Source organism: Paractinoplanes hotanensis (genome assembly GCF_023717965.1).
GTDB classification, from domain to species: domain Bacteria; phylum Actinomycetota; class Actinomycetes; order Mycobacteriales; family Micromonosporaceae; genus Actinoplanes; species Actinoplanes polyasparticus.
Map to the genome: position 1 here is coordinate 1 of NZ_JAMQOL010000089.1, position 21,084 is coordinate 21,084.

22 protein-coding genes are annotated in these 21,084 nt (G+C 71.4%); 13 read left to right on the forward strand and 9 right to left on the reverse strand.

The features are described 5' to 3' along the window. Positions 1 to 89: 89 nt before the first annotated feature. On the reverse strand, positions 90 to 266 hold the full coding sequence (locus tag LXN57_RS46250; RefSeq protein WP_251804691.1) for a hypothetical protein: 177 nt from the start codon (positions 264 to 266) through the stop codon (positions 90 to 92). Positions 267 to 412: 146 nt separating this feature from the next. Between LXN57_RS46250 and LXN57_RS46255 the strand changes: the two genes are divergently transcribed. Then, positions 413 to 1,108, forward strand: coding sequence for an MBL fold metallo-hydrolase (locus tag LXN57_RS46255; protein WP_251804692.1), 696 nt, complete (start codon positions 413 to 415; stop codon positions 1,106 to 1,108). A 146-nt stretch (positions 1,109 to 1,254) separates the two neighbouring features. After that, positions 1,255 to 1,983, forward strand: a complete 729-nt coding sequence (locus tag LXN57_RS46260) for a hypothetical protein (protein ID WP_251804693.1) — start codon at positions 1,255 to 1,257, stop codon at positions 1,981 to 1,983. Here the strand turns inward: LXN57_RS46260 and LXN57_RS46265 are convergent. Continuing rightward, positions 1,927 to 3,261, reverse strand: a complete 1,335-nt coding sequence (locus tag LXN57_RS46265) for an NAD(P)/FAD-dependent oxidoreductase (protein ID WP_251804694.1) — start codon at positions 3,259 to 3,261, stop codon at positions 1,927 to 1,929. The two genes, LXN57_RS46260 and LXN57_RS46265, sit on opposite strands and share 57 nt — an antisense overlap. Before the next feature lie 206 nt (positions 3,262 to 3,467). Here LXN57_RS46265 and LXN57_RS46270 point away from each other — a divergent pair, with 206 nt between their 5' ends. The 5 genes from LXN57_RS46270 (at position 3,468) to LXN57_RS46290 (ending at position 7,940) form a co-directional block, all read left to right on the forward strand. Next, complete coding sequence (locus LXN57_RS46270; protein WP_438872990.1) at positions 3,468 to 4,250, forward strand: SAM-dependent methyltransferase; 783 nt, start codon at positions 3,468 to 3,470, stop codon at positions 4,248 to 4,250. Between the two features lie 33 nt (positions 4,251 to 4,283). Beyond that, positions 4,284 to 5,159 carry a Sco1979 family transcriptional regulator gene (locus LXN57_RS46275; RefSeq protein ID WP_251804696.1) on the forward strand — a complete coding sequence of 292 codons (876 nt, stop codon included), beginning with the start codon at positions 4,284 to 4,286 and terminating at the stop codon, positions 5,157 to 5,159. Between the two features lie 53 nt (positions 5,160 to 5,212). Next, a complete protein-coding gene (locus tag LXN57_RS46280) occupies positions 5,213 to 6,004 on the forward strand; it encodes an SAM-dependent methyltransferase (protein WP_251804697.1) in 792 nt (263 codons plus the stop codon). 478 nt (positions 6,005 to 6,482) lie between these two features. Beyond that, entirely contained in the window at positions 6,483 to 7,217 is a 735-nt protein-coding gene (locus LXN57_RS46285) for a hypothetical protein (RefSeq protein ID WP_251804698.1), read from the forward strand. A gap of 219 nt (positions 7,218 to 7,436) precedes the next feature. Beyond that, entirely contained in the window at positions 7,437 to 7,940 is a 504-nt protein-coding gene (locus LXN57_RS46290; RefSeq protein WP_251804719.1) for a histidine phosphatase family protein, read from the forward strand. 119 nt (positions 7,941 to 8,059) lie between these two features. Here the strand turns inward: LXN57_RS46290 and LXN57_RS46295 are convergent, their stop codons facing one another. Beyond that, complete coding sequence (locus tag LXN57_RS46295) at positions 8,060 to 8,809, reverse strand: SAM-dependent methyltransferase (RefSeq protein WP_251804699.1); 750 nt, start codon at positions 8,807 to 8,809, stop codon at positions 8,060 to 8,062. A 61-nt stretch (positions 8,810 to 8,870) separates the two neighbouring features. Between LXN57_RS46295 and LXN57_RS46300 the strand changes: the two genes are divergently transcribed. The 3 genes from LXN57_RS46300 to LXN57_RS46310 all read left to right on the forward strand — a co-directional run bounded on the left by LXN57_RS46300 (position 8,871) and on the right by LXN57_RS46310 (position 11,903). Further along, positions 8,871 to 9,506, forward strand: a complete 636-nt coding sequence (locus LXN57_RS46300) for a TetR/AcrR family transcriptional regulator (protein WP_251804700.1) — start codon at positions 8,871 to 8,873, stop codon at positions 9,504 to 9,506. Further along, positions 9,503 to 9,940 carry an acyl-CoA thioesterase gene (locus LXN57_RS46305; RefSeq protein WP_251804701.1) on the forward strand — a complete coding sequence of 146 codons (438 nt, stop codon included), beginning with the start codon at positions 9,503 to 9,505 and terminating at the stop codon, positions 9,938 to 9,940. The genes LXN57_RS46300 and LXN57_RS46305 overlap by 4 nt, the downstream gene beginning before the upstream one ends. 295 nt (positions 9,941 to 10,235) lie before the next feature. Then, positions 10,236 to 11,903, forward strand: a complete 1,668-nt coding sequence (locus LXN57_RS46310; protein ID WP_251804702.1) for a glycoside hydrolase family 43 protein — start codon at positions 10,236 to 10,238, stop codon at positions 11,901 to 11,903. A 481-nt stretch (positions 11,904 to 12,384) separates the two neighbouring features. Here LXN57_RS46310 and LXN57_RS46315 read toward each other — a convergent pair whose 3' ends face one another. Continuing rightward, the gene (locus LXN57_RS46315) at positions 12,385 to 13,023 is read right to left on the reverse strand and encodes an RNase H family protein (protein WP_251804703.1); all 639 of its coding nucleotides are present in this window, start codon (positions 13,021 to 13,023) and stop codon (positions 12,385 to 12,387) included. A 146-nt stretch (positions 13,024 to 13,169) separates the two neighbouring features. Beyond that, positions 13,170 to 13,304, reverse strand: coding sequence for a hypothetical protein (locus LXN57_RS48130; protein WP_285904762.1), 135 nt, complete (start codon positions 13,302 to 13,304; stop codon positions 13,170 to 13,172). Between LXN57_RS48130 and LXN57_RS46320 the strand changes: the two genes are divergently transcribed. Both LXN57_RS46320 and LXN57_RS46325 read left to right on the forward strand, forming a co-directional pair. Beyond that, positions 13,243 to 13,455, forward strand: a complete 213-nt coding sequence (locus tag LXN57_RS46320) for a cellulose binding domain-containing protein (RefSeq protein ID WP_438872991.1) — start codon at positions 13,243 to 13,245, stop codon at positions 13,453 to 13,455. The genes LXN57_RS48130 and LXN57_RS46320 overlap by 62 nt on opposite strands. A 103-nt stretch (positions 13,456 to 13,558) precedes the next feature. Continuing rightward, a complete protein-coding gene (locus LXN57_RS46325) occupies positions 13,559 to 14,176 on the forward strand; it encodes a ribonuclease FAU-1 family protein (protein ID WP_251804704.1) in 618 nt (205 codons plus the stop codon). 93 nt (positions 14,177 to 14,269) lie between these two features. On the opposite strand, the gene LXN57_RS46330 is transcribed toward LXN57_RS46325, so the two are convergent. The 4 genes from LXN57_RS46330 to LXN57_RS46345 all read right to left on the reverse strand — a co-directional run bounded on the left by LXN57_RS46330 (position 14,270) and on the right by LXN57_RS46345 (position 18,049). Next, entirely contained in the window at positions 14,270 to 14,503 is a 234-nt protein-coding gene (locus tag LXN57_RS46330; protein WP_251804705.1) for a helix-turn-helix transcriptional regulator, read from the reverse strand. A 106-nt stretch (positions 14,504 to 14,609) separates the two neighbouring features. Further along, on the reverse strand, positions 14,610 to 15,971 hold the full coding sequence (locus tag LXN57_RS46335) for a glycoside hydrolase family 43 protein (protein ID WP_251804706.1): 1,362 nt from the start codon (positions 15,969 to 15,971) through the stop codon (positions 14,610 to 14,612). After that, positions 15,968 to 16,828: a family 43 glycosylhydrolase gene (locus LXN57_RS46340; protein WP_285904763.1), complete on the reverse strand. Its 861-nt coding sequence runs from the start codon at positions 16,826 to 16,828 to the stop codon at positions 15,968 to 15,970. The genes LXN57_RS46335 and LXN57_RS46340 overlap by 4 nt, the downstream gene beginning before the upstream one ends. A gap of 87 nt (positions 16,829 to 16,915) precedes the next feature. Continuing rightward, entirely contained in the window at positions 16,916 to 18,049 is a 1,134-nt protein-coding gene (locus LXN57_RS46345) for an AI-2E family transporter (RefSeq protein ID WP_251804707.1), read from the reverse strand. A gap of 138 nt (positions 18,050 to 18,187) precedes the next feature. Here LXN57_RS46345 and LXN57_RS46350 point away from each other — a divergent pair, with 138 nt between their 5' ends. Then, on the forward strand, positions 18,188 to 21,022 hold the full coding sequence (locus LXN57_RS46350) for an ATP-binding protein (RefSeq protein ID WP_251804708.1): 2,835 nt from the start codon (positions 18,188 to 18,190) through the stop codon (positions 21,020 to 21,022). Positions 21,023 to 21,084: the final 62 nt, after the last annotated feature.

Consider the following 21,084-nt stretch of genomic DNA (forward strand, 5'->3'; position numbering starts at 1 on the left):
CCCCCGGGCGGCCCCCCCCCCCCCCCCCCCCCCCCCCCCCCCCCCGCGGGGCCCCCCCCCCCCCCCCCCCCCCGGACTGCGGCTTCCCGCTACCGGAAGGCGTGCGGGTTCACCTGCACCAGGCGTCCGGCGTCCTTGAGGCCGAAGAACCCGGCGATGCTCCACGAGGTCGCGTAGAGCTTGCCGCCGGCGTACTCGACACCGGTCGGCATCGTGACGGCGGCGTGCGTGACCCTGCCGTGCTCGATCCGGGTCAGGCGGCCCACCTTGGCCGGGTCGAACCCGGGCGGCGGCGTCGGGCCGGCCGGGCCGCGCGCTCACGGCAGCACAAGCGGTGCTGCGGCCCCGGCCTGGCGGCAGATCGCTCCCCGGGTGATCCGCCGCATACGACCCGGCCTGGCAGGATGGGCGCGTGCGCGAGGTAATCGACGGTGTCTTCGAGCTGGGCCTGGGTTTCGTCAACATGCATCTGGTGGTGACCGACGACGGGGTCGTCCTGGTCGACACGGGTCTTCCGCGCAACGCCCAGCGGATCGACCGCGCCCTGCACCGCCTGCGCAAGCAGATCGGCGACGTGACCGCGGTGCTGCTGACCCACCAGCATGTCGACCACATCGGCAACGTCGCTGACGTCCGGCGCCGCGCCGGGGCCCGGGTTTTCGCGCACGCCGCCGACGCCGCGGGCATCACCGGCGCCATCCGGCCACCCGAGCCCAAGGGCCTGGCCCGGTTCGCGGTACGCCTGATCGGCTCGGCCGAGCCGACCAAGCTCGACCACCTGATCACCGCGGAGGAGTCGGAGCCGCTGCCCGGCTTCACGGCGATCCACACGCCGGGCCACACCCGGGGGCACGTGTCCTATCTGCTCGACCGCGCGGGCGGCATCCTCTTCGCGGGCGACACGGCCTCGGGCACCAAGGACGGCAAGGTCACCTCGGGGCCGACCCAGGCGTCGGCCGACCCGGCGCAACAGGGGCGCAGCCTGGCCAAGCTGGGGACGTACGAGTTCGAGCACGCCGTCTTCGGGCACGGCAAGGCGGTCTCCGGCCATGCCGCCGAGCGATTCCGGGAGTACGCGGGAAGCGCCGGAGACGCCCCGGCCGACTGACTGCCGCGCACGCCCCGCAACGCTTAAGGCCCCGGCTCGGCGGGCACGGCGCGGCGCCCTCCGGCGCCCGCGGACGCGTCAGGGAATCGTACGAACTTTGGCTGCTCGCACACTTCGCGGCATTTGCCGCATTAGGGTTCGAGCCCATGGACCGTAGGACGTTGCTGGGCGCCGGTGGGGCGATCGCTGTGGTGAGCCTCAGCGGGGCGCCCGCCCGGGCCGCCGTACGCCGCCCGATCTTCGAATGGACGCGGCCCGGGGGCTTCTTCTTCCCCGGCGAGGGCATCCTCACGCCGCCGCCGCTGGCGATCTACGACGACAACACCGCGTACGCCGACGCCTCGGCCAGCCTTCCGCTGCGCCCCCGCCAGGCCGAGTCCCTGCGCGCCCACGCCGCCGAGGTGCTCGACGACCCCCGCAACCTCGTGCGCGACCCCGACCAGCCGGTGCGGGACCGCCCGGTCGACCACGTGAGCGTCCGGCTCGAGGACGGCACATTCCGGACGGCCGAGCTCGAGGGCTGGGGCGACGGCGACCCCTACCGGGCCTTCCCCGAGCCGATGCGGGCGCTCGACAAGCACGTGCAGCAACTCGGCCGTACGGTGCTCACCGGCGGCGAGCCCTGGCGGCCCAACGCGATCCGGCTCGCCGCCGTCCGCCTCGATCACGAGCCGGGCGCCGCGGCGCCCTGGCCCGTCGGGCTGCCGTGGCCCGATACGAGCGGCCTCTACGCCGAGATCGATCTGCACGGCCGACCGGCCCAGCTCGCCCGCCGTACCCTGCCGGCCGGGCTCCCGCTGTGGCCCGCCTACCGCACGTCACCGGTGGAGTTCCTCCGCGCGACCTGGCGTCACCTGCTCCCGCACGAGCTGTAGGGCCGTGCGGGCGTGGATCTGCTGCGTCGTCGAGATGCGTTCTGCCCGGCCCCGGCCCAGGAAGCTGATCAGCCAGTGCAGCAGCGTCGTCACCTTGTTCTTGAACCCGACCAGGTAGAACAGGTGCACACCGAGCCAGCCCAGCCAGCCGACGAGCCCGCTGAGGTGCAGCGGCCCCATGTCGGCGACGGCCGAGAAGCGCGAGATCGTCGCCATGTTGCCCTTGTCGAAGTACTTGAACGGCTTGCCCGCGGGCTTGCCGGCAAGTCGCCGGGCGATCGTCCGGGCCGCGTAGGCGCCGCCCTGCATGGCCACCTGGGCCACGCCGGGCAACCCGGTGGCGGCCATGTCGCCGACCACGAAGATCTCGGGGTGGCCGGGCACGGTCAGGTCGGGCTCGACCCGGATCCGGCCCGCGCGGTCGGTGGGCGCGCCGGTCGCGGCGGCGATCCGGGCGGCCAGGGCGGGTGCGGCAACACCGGCGGCCCAGAATTTCGTGTACGCCTCGATGCGCTCCTCGCCCTCGGCGGTCTCCATCTTCACGCCGTACGCGTCGACGTCGGTGACCCGCGTGCCCAGCCGCACCTCGACACCCAGCCGGCGCAGTTGCTTCCGGGCCGCCGCCGACAGGTGCTGGTCGAAGGCCGGGAGCACGCGGTCGACGGCGTCGACGAGCACCACCCGTGTGCTGGCCAGGTCGGCCCGCCGGTACTGGCCCTTCAGCGCCCGGTGGGCCAGCTCGGCGATCTGCCCGGCCAGCTCGACGCCGGTCGGACCCGCCCCGACCAGCACGAACGTCAGCCACTGGCGGCGGCGCTCCGGGTCCTCCTCGAGCTCGGCCATCTCGAAGGCGTGGAAGATCCGGCTGCGCACCTCGAGAGCGTCGTCGATGTTCTTCAGCGCCGGGGCGTGCTCGGCGAACCGCTCGTTGCCGAAGTAGGAGTTGCTGGCCCCGGCCGCCACGACCAGCGAGTCGTACGGAACAAGCCTTTCCCGGCCGTCGGGCGAGCTGACCACGACGGTGCGGGCCGCGACGTCGACGTCGGTCACCCAGCCCAGCCGGATGTCACGCCCGGGCAGGATCTCGCGGATCGGGGGCGCCACCTCGCCCTCGCTCAGAATGCCCGCCGCGACCTGGTAGAGCAGCGGTTCGAAGAGGTGATAGGTGGTGCCGTTGATGACCGTGACCCGGGCCGGGACCTTGCCCAGCGCCTTGGCCGCGAACAGGCCGCCGAAGCCGGCGCCGACGATGACCACGCGGTGCTCTCTGGTGTTCATGCTCTCGGGACGACTCCGCCTCGTCGGGCGTGACGGACTGATACCGGGATCACATTCGTCCCGGGAAACAGGCACAGAGTAGGCGCGAAGCAACGCCGGGTACGGTACTGTCCGTGCCCGGCGCTCACGTGGGAACGGCGCGGTATGTTGTCGTGCGCCGATCACGTCATATCCACACTGGACACCGGGAGTCCATCGAGGTGAGGATGATCAGCGTGGCTGAAGACGTGTCCAGGCTGGACACCAACGTGCCGGAGACCGCCCGGATCTGGAACTACCTGCTGGGCGGCGCCGATAACTTCGCGGCCGACCGGGCCGTGGGCGACCAGATCATGGCCACCCTCCCCCAGCTGGCCGACAACGCGAGGCTCTCCCGCGCCTTCCTCGTCCGGGCCGTCCGCTTCCTCGTCCTGGAAGCCGGCATCCGCCAGTTCCTCGACATCGGCACCGGGCTGCCCACGGCCGACAACACCCACCAGGTGGCCCAGGCCGCCGCGCCCGACGCCCGCGTCGTCTACGTCGACAACGACCCGCTCGTGCTGGCGCACGCGCGCGAGCTGCTGACCAGCACGCCCGAGGGCGCGACCGACTACGTCCACGAAGACCTGCGCGACCCCGAGGCGATCCTGCGCGCCGCCGCCCGCACCCTCGACCTGGACAAGCCCGTCGCCCTGGCCCTGATGGGCGTGCTCGGGCACATCGAGAGCGACCACACGGCCCGCTCGATCCTCGCCCGGCTGCTGCGCAACCTGCCGTCCGGCAGCTACGTGGCGATGTACGACGGCGCCGACACCGACCCGGCCACCCGCGAGGCGACCCGCATCTGGAACGTCTCGGCCAACCCGAAGTACCACCTGCGCAGCCCCGAACGAATCGTTCACCTGTTCGAGGGGCTCGAACTCGTCCATCCGGGGGTGGTCCCGGTCACCAAGTGGCGATCTGATGGGTTGGAGATCTCCCAGTACTGCGCCGTCGGCCGCAAGCCGTAGCGCACCGGACAACACTTTGATAAGCAGGTCACCATGATCGGCCGAGGGGACAGCGGCGGCTCGACCGTCCGCCGGTTGCAGCTGGGCGCGCGCCTGCGCGAGTTGCGCCTCGCCGCCGGCGTGAGCCGCGAGGCCGCCGGCTACCGTATCCGCGCGTCCGAATCCAAGATCAGCCGCATGGAGCTGGGCCGCGTCGGGTTCAAGGCCCGCGACGTGACCGACCTGCTGGTCCTGTACGGCATCGAGGACACCGCGGAACACGAGCGCCTGCTCGAGCTGACCAAGGCGGCCAACTCGCCGAGCTGGTGGCACACCTACGGCGACGTGCTCGAGAGCTGGTTCCACAGTTACCTCGACCTCGAGCAGGCGGCTGAGCTCATCCGTACGTACGAGATTCAGTTCGTGCCGGGGCTGCTGCAGACCGAGGCGTACGCCAGCGCGGTGATCCGCCTCGGGCACAACAACCCGGGCAAGCACGAGGTCGAGCGGCTCGCCAAGCTGCGGATGGCCCGCAAGGAGACGCTGACCCGGCCGGAATCGCCCACGTTCTGGGCGGTGCTCGACGAGGCCGTGCTGCGGCGGCTGATCGGCGGGCGCGACGTGCTGCGCGACCAGATCCTGGCCCTGCTCGAGGCCTGCGACAATCCCAACGTACGCCTTCAGGTGATTCCGTTCGACTCGGGCGGCCACGCGGCGGCGGGCGGCGCGTTCAGCATCCTGCGGTTCCCGCACGCGGAACTCGACGACGTGGTCTACATCGAGCACCTCACCAGCGCCCTCTACCTGGACAAACGCGAGGACGTGGACGACTACGCGGCGGCGTTCGGCCGGCTCATCATCGAGGCCGCCCCGCCCGCGCGCACCCCCGAGATCCTGAAGGCCGTTCTGATCGACCTGGAACGCTGGTAGATATCCACATTGGGTGGTTGTGCTCGGCAACCGCAGCCGATAGAAACGTCCCCATGACGGACCAAGAGGCCCCCGCCGAGTTGCAGCCCGACGTGCCGCACGCGGCACGCATGTGGAACTACTGGATGGGCGGGAAAGACAACTTCGCCGCCGACCGCGCCGCCGGCGACGCGGTGGCCCAGGTCTATCCCGAGATCGCGGTGATGGCCCGTCAGTCCCGCAAGTTCCTGATCCGGGTGGTCCGCCACCTGACCGCCGAGGCCGGCATCCGCCAGTTCCTCGACATCGGCACCGGCCTGCCCACCATGCAGAACACGCACGAGGTGGCCCAGAGCATCGCCCCCGAGTCCAAGATCGTCTACGTCGACAACGACCCGATGGTCCTGGCCTACGCCCGCGCCCTGCTGGTCGGCACGACCACCGAGGGCGTGACCACGTACGTCCACGCCGACTACCACGAACCCGAGAAGATCCTGGCCGACGCCGACTCCGCGCTCGACTTCACCGAGCCGGTCGCCGTCATGTTCATGGGCGTCATGGGCTACGAACCCGACATCAAGGTCATCCGCTCGATCGTCGACACGGTGATGGCCCGCGTCCCCTCCGGCAGCTACCTGGTCTTCTGGGACGGTACCAACACCTCCGAAGCCGTGGTCGAGGGCGCAGCCAAGCTCGCCGAGATGGGCGGCGTCCCCTACATCCTGCGCAGCCCCGAAGAGCTGGCCACGGTGTTCGAGGGCCTCGAGCTGGTCGAACCCGGCCTCACCCAGATCAGCTCCTGGCGCCCCGACGGCGACGGCATCGAGTCCATCGAGGCGTACGGCGCGGTCGGCCGCAAGCCGTAGCCAACTCCAGGGCAGGCCGATCGCGGCCTGCCCTCTATCGCGCAGCCTCCACTGTCGGGCCATAGCTCGGAGCCAGGCGCGGGCGATCAGCTGTTCGCGCAGTGGGCCTCGGCGAGGAGTTGTTCCGCGCGTTCGATGCATCGCATCCGGCCTCAGCTGCCTCGAGACGGTCCCGCTCGGCTCGGGGTGCGTGGCCAGCACTGGCTCGGACGGCGGCCCAGGGGCCCGAAGATCCGTTCCGTGACCAGCAGCGTTTCCAGATCCGACGTCCGCAGGACGCTCGGCGGCAGGTGGCTGAGTCGGTCCGTGACCGTTCGGAGAGCAGCCCCAGCGGGCTGACGTTGATTTCGCCCTCCGTACGAACGCGAGATCTCCCCGATTACTGCCAGGAACGTTGGCGGAACGGCATCCGGGATGGCAGGTCCACAAGGATTCAGATCAAGCACCTGACCTGCACCCCCGACTGAGGAGCCCTTCCGTGCGTATCCCCTCTCGCGTCCCGGCCGCCACTGCGGTTCTCGCCGGCCTGCTGTTGACCTCGGCCTGCGCCACCAGCGACGACACCGCCAACGCGGGAGCCGGCAACGCTCCGGCCGCCAACTCCCCCTCGGTCAGCCCGACCACGACGTCACCATCGCCGTCCGCCTCCACCTCCACGTCGTCGCCCAAGCCCACGACGTCGAGCTCGAAGTCGTCCGGCAGCGGTGGTGGGGGCGGCGGCGTCTTCAGCGGCACCCGCCAGGTGTACCTGCTGCCCAAGAACAGCGAGTCTACCCTCGGCGTCGTCCAGGACGGCAAGATCGGCCTGTCCGAGAGGTTCGGCGACGGCGAGTTGTTCGTGCTGACGGCCGTCCGCCAGGGCGGCGACCAGTACTGGATCCGGACCGCCAAGCTGCGCAAGGGCGGCGAGCCGTACTGCCTGTCGGCCAAGCTCGGCTCCGGCGGCGTGCCGGCCGCGGTGAAGACCACGGCGTGCGACGCCGCGGCATCGGACCAGCTGTTCCGCTTCCGCAAGACCGGCCAGTCGAACGGCAAGCCCACGTACACCATCCGTACGGGCAAGGACACCTACATCATCCAGGACCCGACCGGCGAGATCGCCGGCACCGGCACCGGCGTGGCCGCGGTGCAGATCGGCGAGGGCACGCCCGACATCGACACCCCGTTCATCATCGCCGACAAGGGCAAGGCCACCATGCCCGTCCTGGACTGATCCCGCGATCTGCTGGAACAACGCCCGGGTACCGATGGCGCAGCTCCCCCGGCCCGGTATGGGCGGTCTTGGCGTCGCCCAGCTCAAGGCAGGCGGACGGGCCACGGTGAGCACACGCCGCTCGGCGAGGTCGTCGCGGACGCCTTACGCCGGCATCGACGAGACGCAGCCCGGTGGCCGAGGAGGGGAACCATCAACATCGTTTTCGAGACACACGCCCTGACCGAGGACAACGAACGCGGCTTCGCCACCGGTTGGCTACCCGGCCGCCTCAGCGAACGCGGCCGGTCCAACGCAGCCGACATGGGCCGCCGCCGCGACGACGGCATCGCCGCGGTCTTCAGCTCAGATCTGCGCCGAGCCGCACACACGGCCGAGATAGCCTTCGGCGCCACCAACATCCCGATCCTGTACGACTGGCGCCTGCGCGAGTGCGATTTCGGCGAGCACAACGGAAGCCCGTCTTCCGAGGTGGGCCGCGACCGCCTGGCCTACGTCGACAGCCCGTACCCCGGCGGCGAAAGCCACCGCCAAGCGATAACGCGCGCAGCCGGTGTCTTCCCCGACCTGTTCACTCGCTGGCGCGGCCGCCGCGTCATGGTGATCGGCCACCTGGCGACCTACCGGGCCCTGGAACACGCAGCCCACGGCCGCACCATCCACGACCTGGTAGCCGAAACCTTCGAGTGGCGCCCCGAAGGCTGGGAGTACACGCTCGACTGACAGCCGACCAGGCGACCGGCGCCATCCCAGCGCCGGCCCCAGGCGGACACGAGAGGCCACGCCCGACGTCCTACGGCCGCGACTCAACGGCCGCAGAGCACAAATCCGGCGGCCGCCGGCTAGAGGGGCTGGCGGCGGAGGACCAGGGTGGCGAAGCCGAGGACTCCGCGGTAGCCGCGCAGCCACTGGTCGCGATGCTCGTTCGCCAGGCGGGTGGCTTCGGGCGCGTCGGGGTGGCCGGGGTTGTCGATCGCCCACTCGAGCAGGGAACCGGTCCAGGACCACTCGTAGTCGTCCCACTCGGCGGCGTCGCTGATGTGGGCGTAGATGGGGTGCCAGCCGGCGTCGGCGGCGGTTTCGATCAGGGTGGGCAGGTCGGTGAAGTCGCCGGGTTTGGCGTCCAACGCGGCCAGGGCTTGCGGGGTGGGGTTCGCCTCCCAGAAGCCGTCGCCGACCATCAGTACGCCGTGCGGGTTCACGTGGCGGCCGGCCTGGTCGAGGGTTTCGGCGAAGCCGCCGAAGGCATGGGTGGAGCCGACGCAGAGCACCAGGTCGTAATCGCCGTCCGGAACATACGTGCGTGCATCCCGCTCATGCAGCGTCAGTCGGTCGGACAACTCGCGCATGGCCGCCACCGCTTCCGCACGCTCCAGGGCATGCGCGCTCAGGTCGACGCCGTCGGCGTGCCCGTCGGGATAGTGGGCCAGCGCTTGCAGCGCCCACGCCGCCTGGCCGCAGCCCAGATCGAGGATCCGGGCTGCCGGTCCGCGCCCGGCACGGCGCAGCAACTTGTTCACGTTGACGCCCGCGACCGGCGCGGCGATGGGGTGATGGGTGTGCGCGAGCGCGCTGGCACGTTGACGATCCACGTGGTCCAGTCAACACCAAACTATATTTACGAACGGTCGGTCGTTTAGTAGGGTCCACGGCATGGGAACAGACGGGCGGCTGCTGCGAGGCGAGCGCACCCGCACCGCTGTGCTCGACCGGGCGTTGCAGCTGGCGACGACGGCGGGCCTCGACGGCCTGTCGCTCAGCCAGGTCGCCGATTCGCTGGGCGTCAGCAAGTCCGGTCTGTTCGCGCATTGGCGTTCCAAGGAAGAGCTGCAACTGGCCGTCATCGCCCACGCCCGCGCCCAGTGGACAGAGCTGGTGATCGGCCCGGCTCTGGAAGCGCCACGCGGCGTGCGACGCCTGTGGGCTGTGCACAACCAGCGGCTCGACTTCTACGAGTCGAAGACTCTGCCCGGTGGCTGCTTCTTCGCCAACGCGCATTTCGAGTTCAATGCCCGGCCGGGCGTGGTGCGAGACCGGCTGGCCGTGGAACTCCGGGACTGGATGGGCTTCCTGACCAGCCTGGCCACCGACGCCGTCGCGCTGGGTGACTTCAGGCCCGGCACCGATCCGGCCGGCATCGCGTACGAAGCGGAGTCTCTTGGCGTCTGTGCCGTGATGCAGGCGCCGGTGCTGGGCGCCGACGTGACGTTCCGCCATGCCCGCCGTGCCCTGTTCGACCATCTGCGAGCAGTCACCACTGACCCGACGATTCTTCCGGAGCCGACATGACAACCGCAGTCCACACCTACGGCGCCGTCGTTCCTCAGGCCGTCCACTTCGACGACCTCGACGCGATGGGCGTTCTGCACAACAGCCGCTACGCCGTCCTGGTGGAAAGAGCCATCATCGTGTGGTGGGCCGAGCGCGGCGTGTCCTTCACCGGCGGCCGCCCCACCACGCCCGACGCGTTCAACGTGGTGCGCGAATACCAGATCACCTTCCACACCCCGATCCGCGGCACCGGCGAGATCGACATCCGCTTCTGGCTGGACCGCATGGGCACCACCAGCGCCGAGTACGGCTTCCAGGTGACGTCCGCCGACGCCCAGACCGTCTACGCCGAGGGCCGCCGCGTCAACGTCCGCCTCGACCCCGCCACCATGCGCCCTGCCCCGTGGACACCCGATGGCCGAGCCATAGCCGCCGCCCTCCAACGCCCCTGACCCACCACTCCGGCCCGCGGCGGCGAGGAGCGCGGGGCACGCTTGGCCGCACCCGCGCGGCGCCGCCGCCACCAACCGGCCCAACACAACCCGACCAGCGCTCATCGCCGACACCGACGCGCGACCACCACCAGTCAGCAACCCGCGCAGGACACCGTCGTCGACCCGACGAACACGACCCGGCCACCGCCCCCATCGGTGACGCGCTGAGCGGGGGGTCGAGAAAGCGGCGCCTCGCGAGCGAAAACTTGCGGTACAGTCCGGAAGTTACGCGATCGAGCGGCAGGGGACGACGATGACGAGCGCCGAGACGAGCACGCTCAGCGAGGCCACCACCCCGAGCCGGGGAATCCGGAATCCGGTGCTGGCCGGCTTCCACCCGGACCCGTCGATCCTGCGGGTCGGCAACGACTACTACATCGCGACCTCGACCTTCGAGTGGTATCCCGGCGTACGCGTGCACCACTCGACCAACCTGGTCGACTGGACTCCGCTCGGCGGCGCCCTCGACGACAAGCGCCTGCTCGACCTGACCGGCACGGGCGACTCGAACGGCGTGTGGGCGCCCAATCTCTCGTACGCCCATGGTGAGTTCCACCTGCTCTACTCCGACGTGGCGACGTTCGCCGGCGGGTACTGGGACCCGCAGAACTTCCTCGTCACCGGGCCGGGGCCGACCGGGCCGTGGTCCGACCCGGTCGTGCTGCACGGGCGCGGCTTCGACGCGTCGCTCTTCCACGACGACGACGGCACCACCTGGATGCTGTCGATGGTCGCAGACTGGCGCCCGGGCCGGAACCGTTTCGGCGGCATCTCGATCCAGCAGTACGACCGTGCGACGCGCAAGCTCGTCGGCCCCGAGCACATGATCTTCACGGGCACCGCGGCGGGCGTGACCGAGGCGCCCAACCTGTACCGCAAGGACGGCTGGTACTACCTGGTCACCGCCGAGGGCGGCACGAGCTGGGAACACCAGGTGACGGTCGCCCGGTCGGGCCACGTGCTCGGCCCGTACCTCGCCGACCCGGCCGGTCCCCTGCTCACCTCGGCCGGGGACCCGTCGCTGACGCTGCAGAAGGCCGGCCACGGCAGCCTGGTCGAGACGCCCGACGGCCAGTGGTACCTCGCGCATCTGGTGGGCCGGCCGTACACGCCGCGGGGCCGCTGCGTCCTCGGCCGCGAGTCGGCGATCCAGGAGGTCACCTGGACCGACGAGGGCTGGCCGCGCATCGCCGACGGCCTGCCGGCCGACATCGTGCCCGCGCCGATCGGCGTGAAGGTGCCCGCCGAGGCGCCCGTCTCCTCGGAACACCTCGAGGACGACGACTTCGCCGCCCCCCGGCTCGGCGTGAACTGGTCGACGCTGCGCCGCCCGGCCACTCCCGACTGGGTCTCGCTCTCGGAACGCCCGTCCCACCTGCGCATCCATGGCGGCCGATCACCCATGGGACGCCACCAGCCCAGCCTGGTGGCCCGCCGCGTCGTCGCCACCGACGGCGAGTTCGAGGCCACCATGGAGTTCACGCCGCGCAACTATCGCCAGCTGGCCGGGATCACCGCCTACTACAACACCCGCAACTGGTACTTCCTCCACCTCACCGCCGACGACGACGGCACCCCGATCCTCGACCTGCTCACCTGCGACAGCGGCCAGGTCACCGTCGTCCCCGGCGTCCGCACCCCCGCCCCGCTCACCCCCGTCCGCCTGCGCTTGCGCTTCGCCGGTCCGTCTCTCTCTTTCTCGTACGCGTTCAACAGCGCAACGGAGACAGCCGAGTGGCACAACGCAGGCCCTTCCCTGGACGCCACCAACCTCTCCGACGAGTACGCCGCCCAGGTCATCAACGGCGAGCCCGCCGCCTGGGGCTTCACCGGCGCCTTCGCCGGCCTGTGGGTGCAGGACCTGGGCCGCGAGGGCGCCTACGCCGACTTCGACCGAGCCTCCTACCGAGCCACCACCTGAAGCCCGGCAGCCGCCCGACCGACCGGCGCCACGGCTGCTCAGACCGAACAACCGCCGGCCGCACGCAAACGGCAGGAAACGCGCGCACCTCGCGCGCACACGGCAAGTCGCGACGCCGAAGGCCGTGCATGACCCGATCGCAGACAGGACGGCCGGTAGCGACCGGGACGCCCAGCGGCGGGACGTCCGCGCCCGGCGAAACCGCACCACCCGACGGAACCGCACCGCCAGGCGGGACCGCAGCAGCCGGCGGGACCGCACCGCCCGACGGAACCGCACCACCCGGCGGGACCGCACCGCCCGACGGAACCGCAGCACCCGGCGGGACAGTCGGGACGAACAGCTCGCCGTCCACGTCCCCGTCGCGCCGGCCAAGGTACTCAAGGGCCCGCAGTCGCAGGTCGTCCACACCGCCATCCTCAGCCGCGCGTCAAGCGGAAATCGCCGGGCAGCAACGGTTAGCGGCGAAGTTTCCCGGCCGTCAGGAGCGCCACTGGGCGAGGAAGCCTTCGGCGACGCGCTCGGCTCGCTGGTGGACGTCGTCCTTGGCCAGGTCGTCGCGGGCCCACCGCATGCCCAGCTGGGCCAGCGTGTCGGCGCCCTCGTTGAGGATGTCGCCGGAATGGCCGCGGACGGTCTCGACGCTGAGGTGGGCCGGGTTCGCGGTCACCAGCCGGCGCAGTTTGTCGAGCGTGGCGACGCCGCTGTTGCTGCCGATGTAGCCGGTCGGCATCCGCTCGCTGCCGGCCTTCCACAGTTCGAGAATGGCGGCCGCGTTCCGGCTGTCGGTGACGATCGTGACGGGGCGGGTGGTCAGGTCGGCGCGGATGGCGTGCCAGACCGCGCGCAGTTCGGTGACGGTGGTGACCTCGGTGCCGGCGTTCGCGGCGAACTGGGGGTATCGGCCGCACCCGTAGCTGCCGCCGGTGGACAGGTAACCCCAGCCGGTGAGCCAGCCCCGGCGCCGCGCGATCTGCCTCAGGGAGACCGAACCGTCGGTGTAAACGGTCAGGGGCAGCCCGGCCGGCGGCTTGCCCAGGTGGCCGGTGACCGCAGCGGCACGGTGGTGGCGCGGCAGCCCCCGAGCGTCGGAGCCCGCCCGAGCCAGGCCGTGGTTCACGCTTCCCCCTCGCCGGGTTGAGGACCGGGCGCACCGGACGGCCCGCTTCCGAGGTTCCCGCCCCGCGGGCCGTCCTGGGCATCCCACCTTCGGGTCGAGGAATCCGCGGATCGGGGACGGGCCGACGCGGAACGGAGAGTGACGCGTCAGGTGGGAATCGTGAACTGCCGCAATTCGCGCGGGCCGGCGCCGCCGACGGGCACGGCCACACCGCGTACGGTGCGCTCGTCGGTCCAGGCGAGGTCGACGGTCTGCGTCCCCTTGCCCCAAGCGGCAGCCACCTCACGGGCCTACGCGAACGGCCAGGCGGTGACGCAGGCGTGGAACGCCACCGTGACCAGCAGCGGCTCGGCCGTGACGGCGCGGAACGTCAGCTACAACGGCGCCCTCGCCGCCGGCGCCGGCACCCAGTTCGGCTTCCTCGGCTGGTGAACCGGCGCAAACACCGCTCCCACCGTGAGCCGCGCCGCGGCGTAGAACCGGCCCGGGCTGCCCTCAGCACGGAAGGGCAGCCCGGCCTCGTAAAGTCGCGCCCATGCCATTCGCTCCGAGCCAGATCATCGTGCGCCGATACGTCCGAGCCGGGCGCACCACCTTCGCCAAACCGATGCGGGTGGTCAGCGACGACGACGCCGGACTGCTGCTGTGGATGCCGGTCGGCACCGAGCACGCCCAGCTGACCGACACCGACGGCAGCACGCTGCACGACCGTCCCCTGCACGAGATGCGGGACCCGAGGCTCGTCCGCAAGAAGTGGCGGTTCTGGGACATCCTGGTGCTCATGCCGGCCGGCGCCGCGTACTCGGTCTGGTGGTTCTTCTCCCCCGAAGGCGACTTCGGCGGCTGGTACGTCAATCTGGAGACCCCGTTCACCCGGCGCCCCGAGGGTGTCGACACGACCGACCTCGTGCTCGACATCGTGGTGAGCCCCGACCGCGCCTGGGAGTGGAAGGACGAGGACGAGTTCGCCGCCGCCATCGGCACCCCCGGCTACTTCGACGCCGCCACCGCCGGCGAGATCCGGGCGGAGGGCGAGCGCATCATCACGCTCGCGAAGGCCGGCGCCTTCCCGTTCGACGGCACCCACACCGGCTTCCGCCCGGACCCGGCGTGGGCTCAGTTGACCGGACAGATCATTCCGCCATTGCAATAGATGGTCTTGACGACGGCGGTCTTACCTGCGAGTTTTCCAGTCATGCGCCCGGTGATGCCCGCCCGCCGGTCGCGGGCCGATCCCGAGCTTGCGCTAGGGAAGCCCGAAGTTGCGGTGAAGAGCGGGGCTGACGCCGTGCTCGCGCCGCAAGGCGGCGGCGAAGCGGCTCGGGCTCTGACAACCGCAGGCGGACGCGACCTGGCGGACGCTGAGGGTCGTCGTGCGCAGCAGGCCGGCGGCGCGGCGCATGCGCAGCATCGTCAGGTGGCGGTGCGGAGTCGGGCCGGTCGCCGCGCGGAACGAGCGCACGAAGTGGAACTTGCTCATCGCGGCCAGCCCGTCCAGGTCGACGTCGTCACCCAGATGATCGTGCCTGTGCTCGATGACGCGGCCGGTGTCGAGCGAGGCGAGTGCCGCGGTCGGGATGATGCCGTCAGTAGCCCATCCGGAAAGTCGCGTCCTGCCTCTCGGTCGCCGTCGTGACGGGGTCGATCCGCAGGACGTAGTTCGCGTGGCGGATGTGCCGGTCGGGGAAGTTGTACGACCGGAACGACGACCACGACGAGTCGGCCAGGCCGGGCACCTGGGTGAAAGTTGCATCCGCCCGGAACGCCGTCGTGCCGTCGTCGGCCGCCAGCACCACGGCGTAGTTCCAGTGGCGCAGATACATCGAGGGGTAGTTGACCGACCGGAACGAGACGCCGGACGAGCTGGCCAGACCGGGAACCAGGGTCCAGAGCTGGTCCTGGTACGGGTCGAAGGGGTACACATCGATCCGGGCCACATTGTCGGCGTGCCGGACGTACTGGTCCGGGAAGTTGTAGGACTTGAGGCGCCGCCAGGCCGGCGTACCGAATTGCGAAGTGAGTCCGGACAACTCGGCCGCCGTGATCGGCGTGATGCCCGGGTGCTTGGAATTGAGCGGTTGCGTGTAGAGGCGATCGTTGAGCAGGCTCCACGACCCTCCGCTCGGAGACGAGCTCTGCCAGCAGAAGAAGCGGCCGTTCGGGCTCCACGTGTCGCCCCACATGTGCCAGGTATCGGCCGTGTTCGACTTGACGATCTGCGGCGCCTCGACGCCCCGGCCGGGCCCGATCGCGCCGGTGTAGACGCTGAAGCTGCCCGGGTCGAGGCTGTTCGAACGGGCGCCCAGCAGCGTGCTGTTGGTGTTGTTCTTGTAGTACATGTAGTTCACCCCGCCGACGGTCACGAAGTTGCCGTCGATCGCGTCGTAGCCGGGGTCGAAGAACACCTGCCCGGTCGTCGCGGTCACGAAATCGCCGGTGTAGCTGACCATCAGCACGTTGCGCCCACCGACCACCGCCGAGTAGACGATCGCGTACTGTCCGCGGGCCGGGTCCCACACGGCCTCGGGCGCCCACGCGTGGGTGGCCAGGCTGTGCACCTTGAGCAGGCGGTAGTTGCGGAACGTACGCAGGTCGGCCGAGTCCCACACGTGCAGGTACTGACTCTGGTACGCCCAGTCGGTGCCGTTCAGGTCGGTCGCGAGCACGACGAACGTGCCGTCCTGCTTGCGCAGCAGGAACGGGTCGCGCAGCCCGCCGCTGCCCGACGTCGGGTCGGCCACCGGCCGGTTCTGGTTGAGCGGCGTCCAGTTCAGCCCGTCCGAGCTGACCGCCAGGTGCAGGTTGTAACTGGCGGCGGCCATCGTCGGCGACTCGGTGAAGTAGGCCATCGCGTAGCCGGTATAGGTGGCGGCCAGCGCGGGCTCCGGACGGATGAAGGCCGCCGCGCCGGCCGCGATGCCCGCCGAGAACAGGGTCCGGCGCCTCATCGCGCGATCGCCGTGCCGTGCCGGCAGCCGGAGCAGCCGACCGAGGTCAGGCCGGTCCAGGTGAACAGGTCGGTGCTCGTCGCGGTGTAGATGCCGCCGCCCGTGCTGTAGCGGTCGACGTAGATGCGCCAGCTGCCGTTGTCGAGCCGCACCAGCGACGGTCCCTCGTACCCGCTGGCGAACAGCCGGCCCCGGTTGACCCAGCCTTCGGTGAGGTTGGCCGTGGTCGTCCAGTGCTCGATGTACTTGCCGGTCTCGTCCTTGGTGAAGGCGTGCCAGGTGCTGCCGGACTTCACGACGAACGTGTCGATGTGATTGGTGCCGAGGCCCCACATCTGCGCGGGACCGCTCCAGGACGTCAGCGCGGCGTTCTGCGCTGTGTAGACGTACGGCCGGAAGCAGTTGGAACAGGTCGTCGCGGCGACACTGGTGATGACGCGGACGGTGTTGCCCTCGACGTAGAACTCGGGGGCCCAGGTGAAACGGGTGTTGGCGATGCCCGACGGCACGCTGGCGATGTTCGTCCAGGTCGTCAGGTTGGTGCTGCTCGCGATGTTGAAGTACGTCGAGTTCGTGGTCCAGGACTGCACGGTGTACGCGATGTAGTAGCGACCGTTGTGCTGCAGGATGCTCGGATCGCGCAGCACACCGGTGGGTCCGTGGAAGTTGGTGTCGGACAGCACGCTGTAGCTCGTGCCGCCGTTGGTGGACTGGTAGAGCCACAGTTCCTCGTCGGCCGGGGCGTCGCCCTTGAAGGTGGCGTAGACCAGGGTCGTGGCAGCGTTGGCGGGGGTGGGGACGGCGAGGACGGCGACCGCGCCGAGCACAGCGGCCAGCCATCGGGACAGCATCTTCATCGCGCGCTCCTTGGGGGTGTGAGCGTTAACATCGACGCGGATGCATGGTTTCCCCTCTGTTACCGATGTGTCAAGAGCCCGTCGTGCTCAGACCGTGGTGGCCGGCTCCTCGCCCTGGTCCGGTTCCGGCGGCACCTCCGGCTCCGGATCGGGCGGGCTGTCGCTGAGCTGTTCGCGCACGTAGACGTAGACGACCGACACCAGCGCGGCCACCGGCACCGCGAGAAGGGCGCCGATGATGCCGGCCAGGCCACCGCCGAGCGTCACCGCGAGCAGCACGACAGCCGCGTGCAGCCCGAGACCCCGGCTCTGCACCATCGGCTGGAAGACGTTGCCCTCCAGTTGCTGCACCACGATGATGATGCCGAGCACGATCAGCGCGTCGACCCAGCCCTGGGTGACCAGCGCGATCAGCACGGCCACGAAGCCGGCGAACAGCGCGCCGACGATCGGGACGAAGGCCGTGATGAAGGTGAGCACGGCCAGCGGCAGCACCAGCGGCACACCGACGATCCACAGGCCGAGGCCGATGAAGACCGCGTCGAGCAGGCCGACGAAGGCCTGCGACCGCACGAACGCGCCCAGCGTGTCCCAGCTGCGGGTGGCCACGGCCGGCACGTCGTCGGCCAGCCGGCCCGGCAGCTGCTTCGACAGCCAGGGCAGGAAGCGCGGGCCGTCCTTGAGGAAGAAGAACATCAGGAACAGCGCCAGCACGGTCGTGATGACGCCGTTCAGCACGGTGTTCACACCGGTCAGGGTGTAGTTGACGATGTTGCCGGCGCTGGCCTGGAGGCGTTCGACGGCCGCGTCGAACGCGCCGGTGATGTCGTCGTCGCCGAAGTTCAGCGGCGGGCCCGACGCCCACTCGCGCACGCGCTGGATGCCGTCGACGACGCCCTGCGAGAGCTCGCCCGACTGCGACGCGACCGGCACCGCGATGACGACGATGATGCCCGCCATCACCACCAGGAACAGCACGGTGACGAAGGCGGCGGCCAGCGCCGGCTTCCACTTCCACCGGTAGCGCAGGAACCGGGCCACCGGCCAGGTCAACGTGGTCAGCAGCAGCGCCACCACCACGGGCCAGATGACCGACCAGGCCCGGCCCAGCAGCCACAGCACGACGTACGCCATGGCCAGCACGAGCAGCGTCTGCGCCGAGAGGACGGCCGACGTCCGTAACGCGGAACGGGCCTTGTCGGGATTGAGCTTGGCAGGCATGCCGATCACCTTAGAGAGCAGCTCGCGAGCGCGCTGGGCGACACCCGCCAGATCACGCCGGCTGGGACAGAACCGTGTCCATCCGGCCGCCGGAAGGCCCCGGCACGCGGCTCGGCGCCACGGACGACAATGGAGCCCATGCCGTACGGGGTTCTGGGTCCGACACTCGCCGGCCCGGCCGTGGCGGCGGGTGGGGCCCGGCTACGCGCCCTGCTCGCCCGGCTGCTTCTCGACGCGGGCCGGGTGGTGCCCCTCCCCCGGCTCATCGACGATCTCTACGGCGACACCCCGCCCGCCGGGGCCGTCAACGCGGTGCAGTCCAACGTCTCGCGGCTGCGGCGTGAGGTTCCGATCGCGTACGACGGTTCGGGCTACCGCCTGGATGTCGAGCCCGGCGAGGTCGACGTCCACCGGTTCGCCCGGCTCGCCACCGAGGGGCGGTCCGCGCTCCGGTCCGGCGACTTCGCCGCGGCCGAATCGCGGCTGTCCGAGGCGCTCGCGCTCTGGCGGGGTGAGGCCCTGGCCGACGTCCGGGCGGCGCCCTTCGCCCCGGCCGCGGCCGACCGCCTCGAGGAGCAGCGCCGCCAGGCGGTCGAGGACAACATCGAGGCGCAACTGCACCTGCGCCCGTCGGCCGACGCCGTCGACGACCTGCGCAAGCTGCTCGCGGCGGCGCCGCTGCGCGAGCACACCTGGGCGCTGCTCATGCGCTCGCTCGTCGCGGGCGGGCGCCCGGCCGAGGCTCTGGCCGCGTTCGAGGAGGCTCGCCGCGTGCTGGCCGACGAGCTCGGCGCCGACCCGTCGGCCGAGCTGAGCGCGGTGCACACAGCCGTCCTGCGCGGCTCCCTGACCCCGGGGCCGCCCCGGTCCCGGCTGCCCGCACAGCTGACCAGCTTCGTCGAGCGGGACGAACTCGCGCGCACCGCGGAGTCGCTGCGGTCCGCGCGGCTGGTGACGCTGGTCGGGCCGGGCGGCGCGGGCAAGACCCGGCTGTCGCTCGAGGTCGCGGCCCGGCACCCCGGCGAAGCCTGTCTGGTCGAGCTGGCCGGCACCGGGCCCGACGACGTGCCGCGGGCGGTGCTCGACGCGCTCGGGCTGCGGGACACGGGCCTGCTCGACCGGTCGGCCGGGCCGGACGCGCTCGACCGGCTGCTGGCGGCGCTGTCCACCCGGGAGCTGTTGCTCGTGCTCGACAACTGCGAGCACCTGCTCGCGGCGGCCGCCGCGCTGGCCGGCCGGCTGCTCGGGGCGTGCCCCGGCCTGCGGGTGCTGGCGACCAGCCGGGAGCCGCTCGGTGTCACCGGGGAGGTGCGCGTGCCCGTGGCCGGGCTGCCGACGGAGGCGGGCATGCGGCTGTTCACCGAGCGCGGCGCCGCGGCGGCCGGGTTCGCGCTCGCGGCTGCGGACGAGGCGGCTGTGCGGCAGATCGTTCGTACGCTGGACGGTCTGCCCCTGGCCCTGGAACTGGCCGCGGCCCGGCTGCCGGTGCTGCCCGTCGACGAGCTGGCCCGCCGGGTCGGCGACCGGTTCCGCGTGCTGTCGCGCGGCAGCAGCACGGCCGCCGTCCGGCACCGCACCCTGTGGAACCTGGTCGCGTGGAGCTGGGACCTGCTCACCACCCGGGAACAGCTGCTGGCGCAGCGGTTCACGGTGTTCCGGGGTGGCGCCGGGCTCGACGCGATCGAGCAGGTGTGCGGACTCGGTGACGACACCCTCGACGCGCTGGGCGGGCTGGTCGGCAAGTCCCTGATCGAACGCGACGGCTCGCGCTACCGCATGCTGTCGACGATCCGGGCCTTCTGCGCCGCCCAGGGCCCGCCGCCGTCCGAGGATCACGCGCTGTTCTTCCTGGAGCTGGCCCGCACGGCCGACGCGCACCTCCGCGGCCCCGACCAGCTGACCTGGCTCGACCGGCTCGACGCCGACCGCGACAACCTGCATGCGGCCGTGCGGCACGGCTCGGCCGAGCCGGCGCTGCGGCTGGTGGCGGCCCTCTCGTTCTATTGGTGGCTGCGCGGCGCCCGCGGCGAGGCGCAGGCGCTGGCCCGCGAACTGCTCGACCGGGTCGGCCCGGTGGCGCCGCCGGGGCTGGCCGAGGAGCACGTGCTGTGCCGGCTGAACGCCGGGCTCCCCACGCCGTTGGACGCCGCCTCGCATCCGGCCCGCTTCCTGCAGACGCTGAGCCGCCCGCCCGCGCAGCCGTTCCTGTTGTACCTGTCGGCGTTCGCCGCGGGCCCGCCCGAGTCGTCGCACGAGGACGTGGTCGCGATCCAGGAACGCCTGCGGGCCCGGCTGCGCGGCTCGCCCTGGAGCGAGGCGCTGGCCTCCATCGGCAGCGGGTGGATAGCGCTCTTCCACGGCGACGAGGCCTGGGCCGGACGCGAGTTCGCCCGCGCGCTGGTCGGGTTCCAGGCACTGGGCGAACGCTGGGGCATGATGCTCGCGCAGTCCGGTCTGGCCGAGCTGGCCACCGCGCGCGGCGACCACCGGGCGGCCCGGCCCCCGATGGACGAGGCGCTTCGCCTGGCGGCCGAGCTGCGCTCCCAGGTCGACCTGGCCGAGATGCTGCGCTCCCGGGGCGAGGCCCGCATGCTCGGCGACGACCCGGCCGGCGCGGCCGGCGACTTCTCCGAGTCGATGGCCCTGGCCACGGCGTGCGGCGCCACGGAGGTGGTCGCGTCGTCCCGCCTCGGCCAGGCCCGCCTGGCGCTCCGCCGGGGCGATCACGCCACGGCGCGCGGCCTGGCCCTGAGCGCGCTGGCCGAGTGCCCGACCGGCTGGTACACGGCCGACGGCGTACGCCTGACCATCAAACTCACCCTGGGCCACGCCGCCGGGGCCGCCGGCGACCGGTACGAGGCCGCCCACTGGTTCCGCCAGGTGACCGCCGAGGCCACCGGCCTGGACGCCACCGCCGTCACCGCCGAGGCCGCCGCCGCCCTGGCCGCCCTGAATCCCGGCCCCGCCCCGTGACGCCCGTCCGCTGACCGAGGTTGTCAGCGGCTCGTGCGCGGCTCGTCAGCGCGGGTCGGCAG

Bases quoted from the DNA above. Each gene is read 5' to 3' on its own strand.
- LXN57_RS46260 (WP_251804693.1), top strand. From the start codon at position 1,255: ATGGACCGTAGGACGTTGCTGGGCGCCGGTGGGGCGATCGCTGTGGTG.
- LXN57_RS46265 (WP_251804694.1), bottom strand. From the start codon at position 3,261: ATGAACACCAGAGAGCACCGCGTGGTCATCGTCGGCGCCGGCTTCGGC.
- LXN57_RS46270 (WP_438872990.1), top strand. From the start codon at position 3,468: ATGATCAGCGTGGCTGAAGACGTGTCCAGGCTGGACACCAACGTGCCG.
- LXN57_RS46275 (WP_251804696.1), top strand. From the start codon at position 4,284: ATGATCGGCCGAGGGGACAGCGGCGGCTCGACCGTCCGCCGGTTGCAG.
- LXN57_RS46280 (WP_251804697.1), top strand. From the start codon at position 5,213: ATGACGGACCAAGAGGCCCCCGCCGAGTTGCAGCCCGACGTGCCGCAC.
- LXN57_RS46300 (WP_251804700.1), top strand. From the start codon at position 8,871: ATGGGAACAGACGGGCGGCTGCTGCGAGGCGAGCGCACCCGCACCGCT.
- LXN57_RS46305 (WP_251804701.1), top strand. From the start codon at position 9,503: ATGACAACCGCAGTCCACACCTACGGCGCCGTCGTTCCTCAGGCCGTC.
- LXN57_RS46310 (WP_251804702.1), top strand. From the start codon at position 10,236: ATGACGAGCGCCGAGACGAGCACGCTCAGCGAGGCCACCACCCCGAGC.
- LXN57_RS46325 (WP_251804704.1), top strand. From the start codon at position 13,559: ATGCCATTCGCTCCGAGCCAGATCATCGTGCGCCGATACGTCCGAGCC.
- LXN57_RS46330 (WP_251804705.1), bottom strand. From the start codon at position 14,503: ATGAGCAAGTTCCACTTCGTGCGCTCGTTCCGCGCGGCGACCGGCCCG.
- LXN57_RS46335 (WP_251804706.1), bottom strand. From the start codon at position 15,971: ATGAGGCGCCGGACCCTGTTCTCGGCGGGCATCGCGGCCGGCGCGGCG.
- LXN57_RS46340 (WP_285904763.1), bottom strand. From the start codon at position 16,828: ATGAAGATGCTGTCCCGATGGCTGGCCGCTGTGCTCGGCGCGGTCGCC.
- LXN57_RS46345 (WP_251804707.1), bottom strand. From the start codon at position 18,049: ATGCCTGCCAAGCTCAATCCCGACAAGGCCCGTTCCGCGTTACGGACG.
- LXN57_RS46350 (WP_251804708.1), top strand. From the start codon at position 18,188: ATGCCGTACGGGGTTCTGGGTCCGACACTCGCCGGCCCGGCCGTGGCG.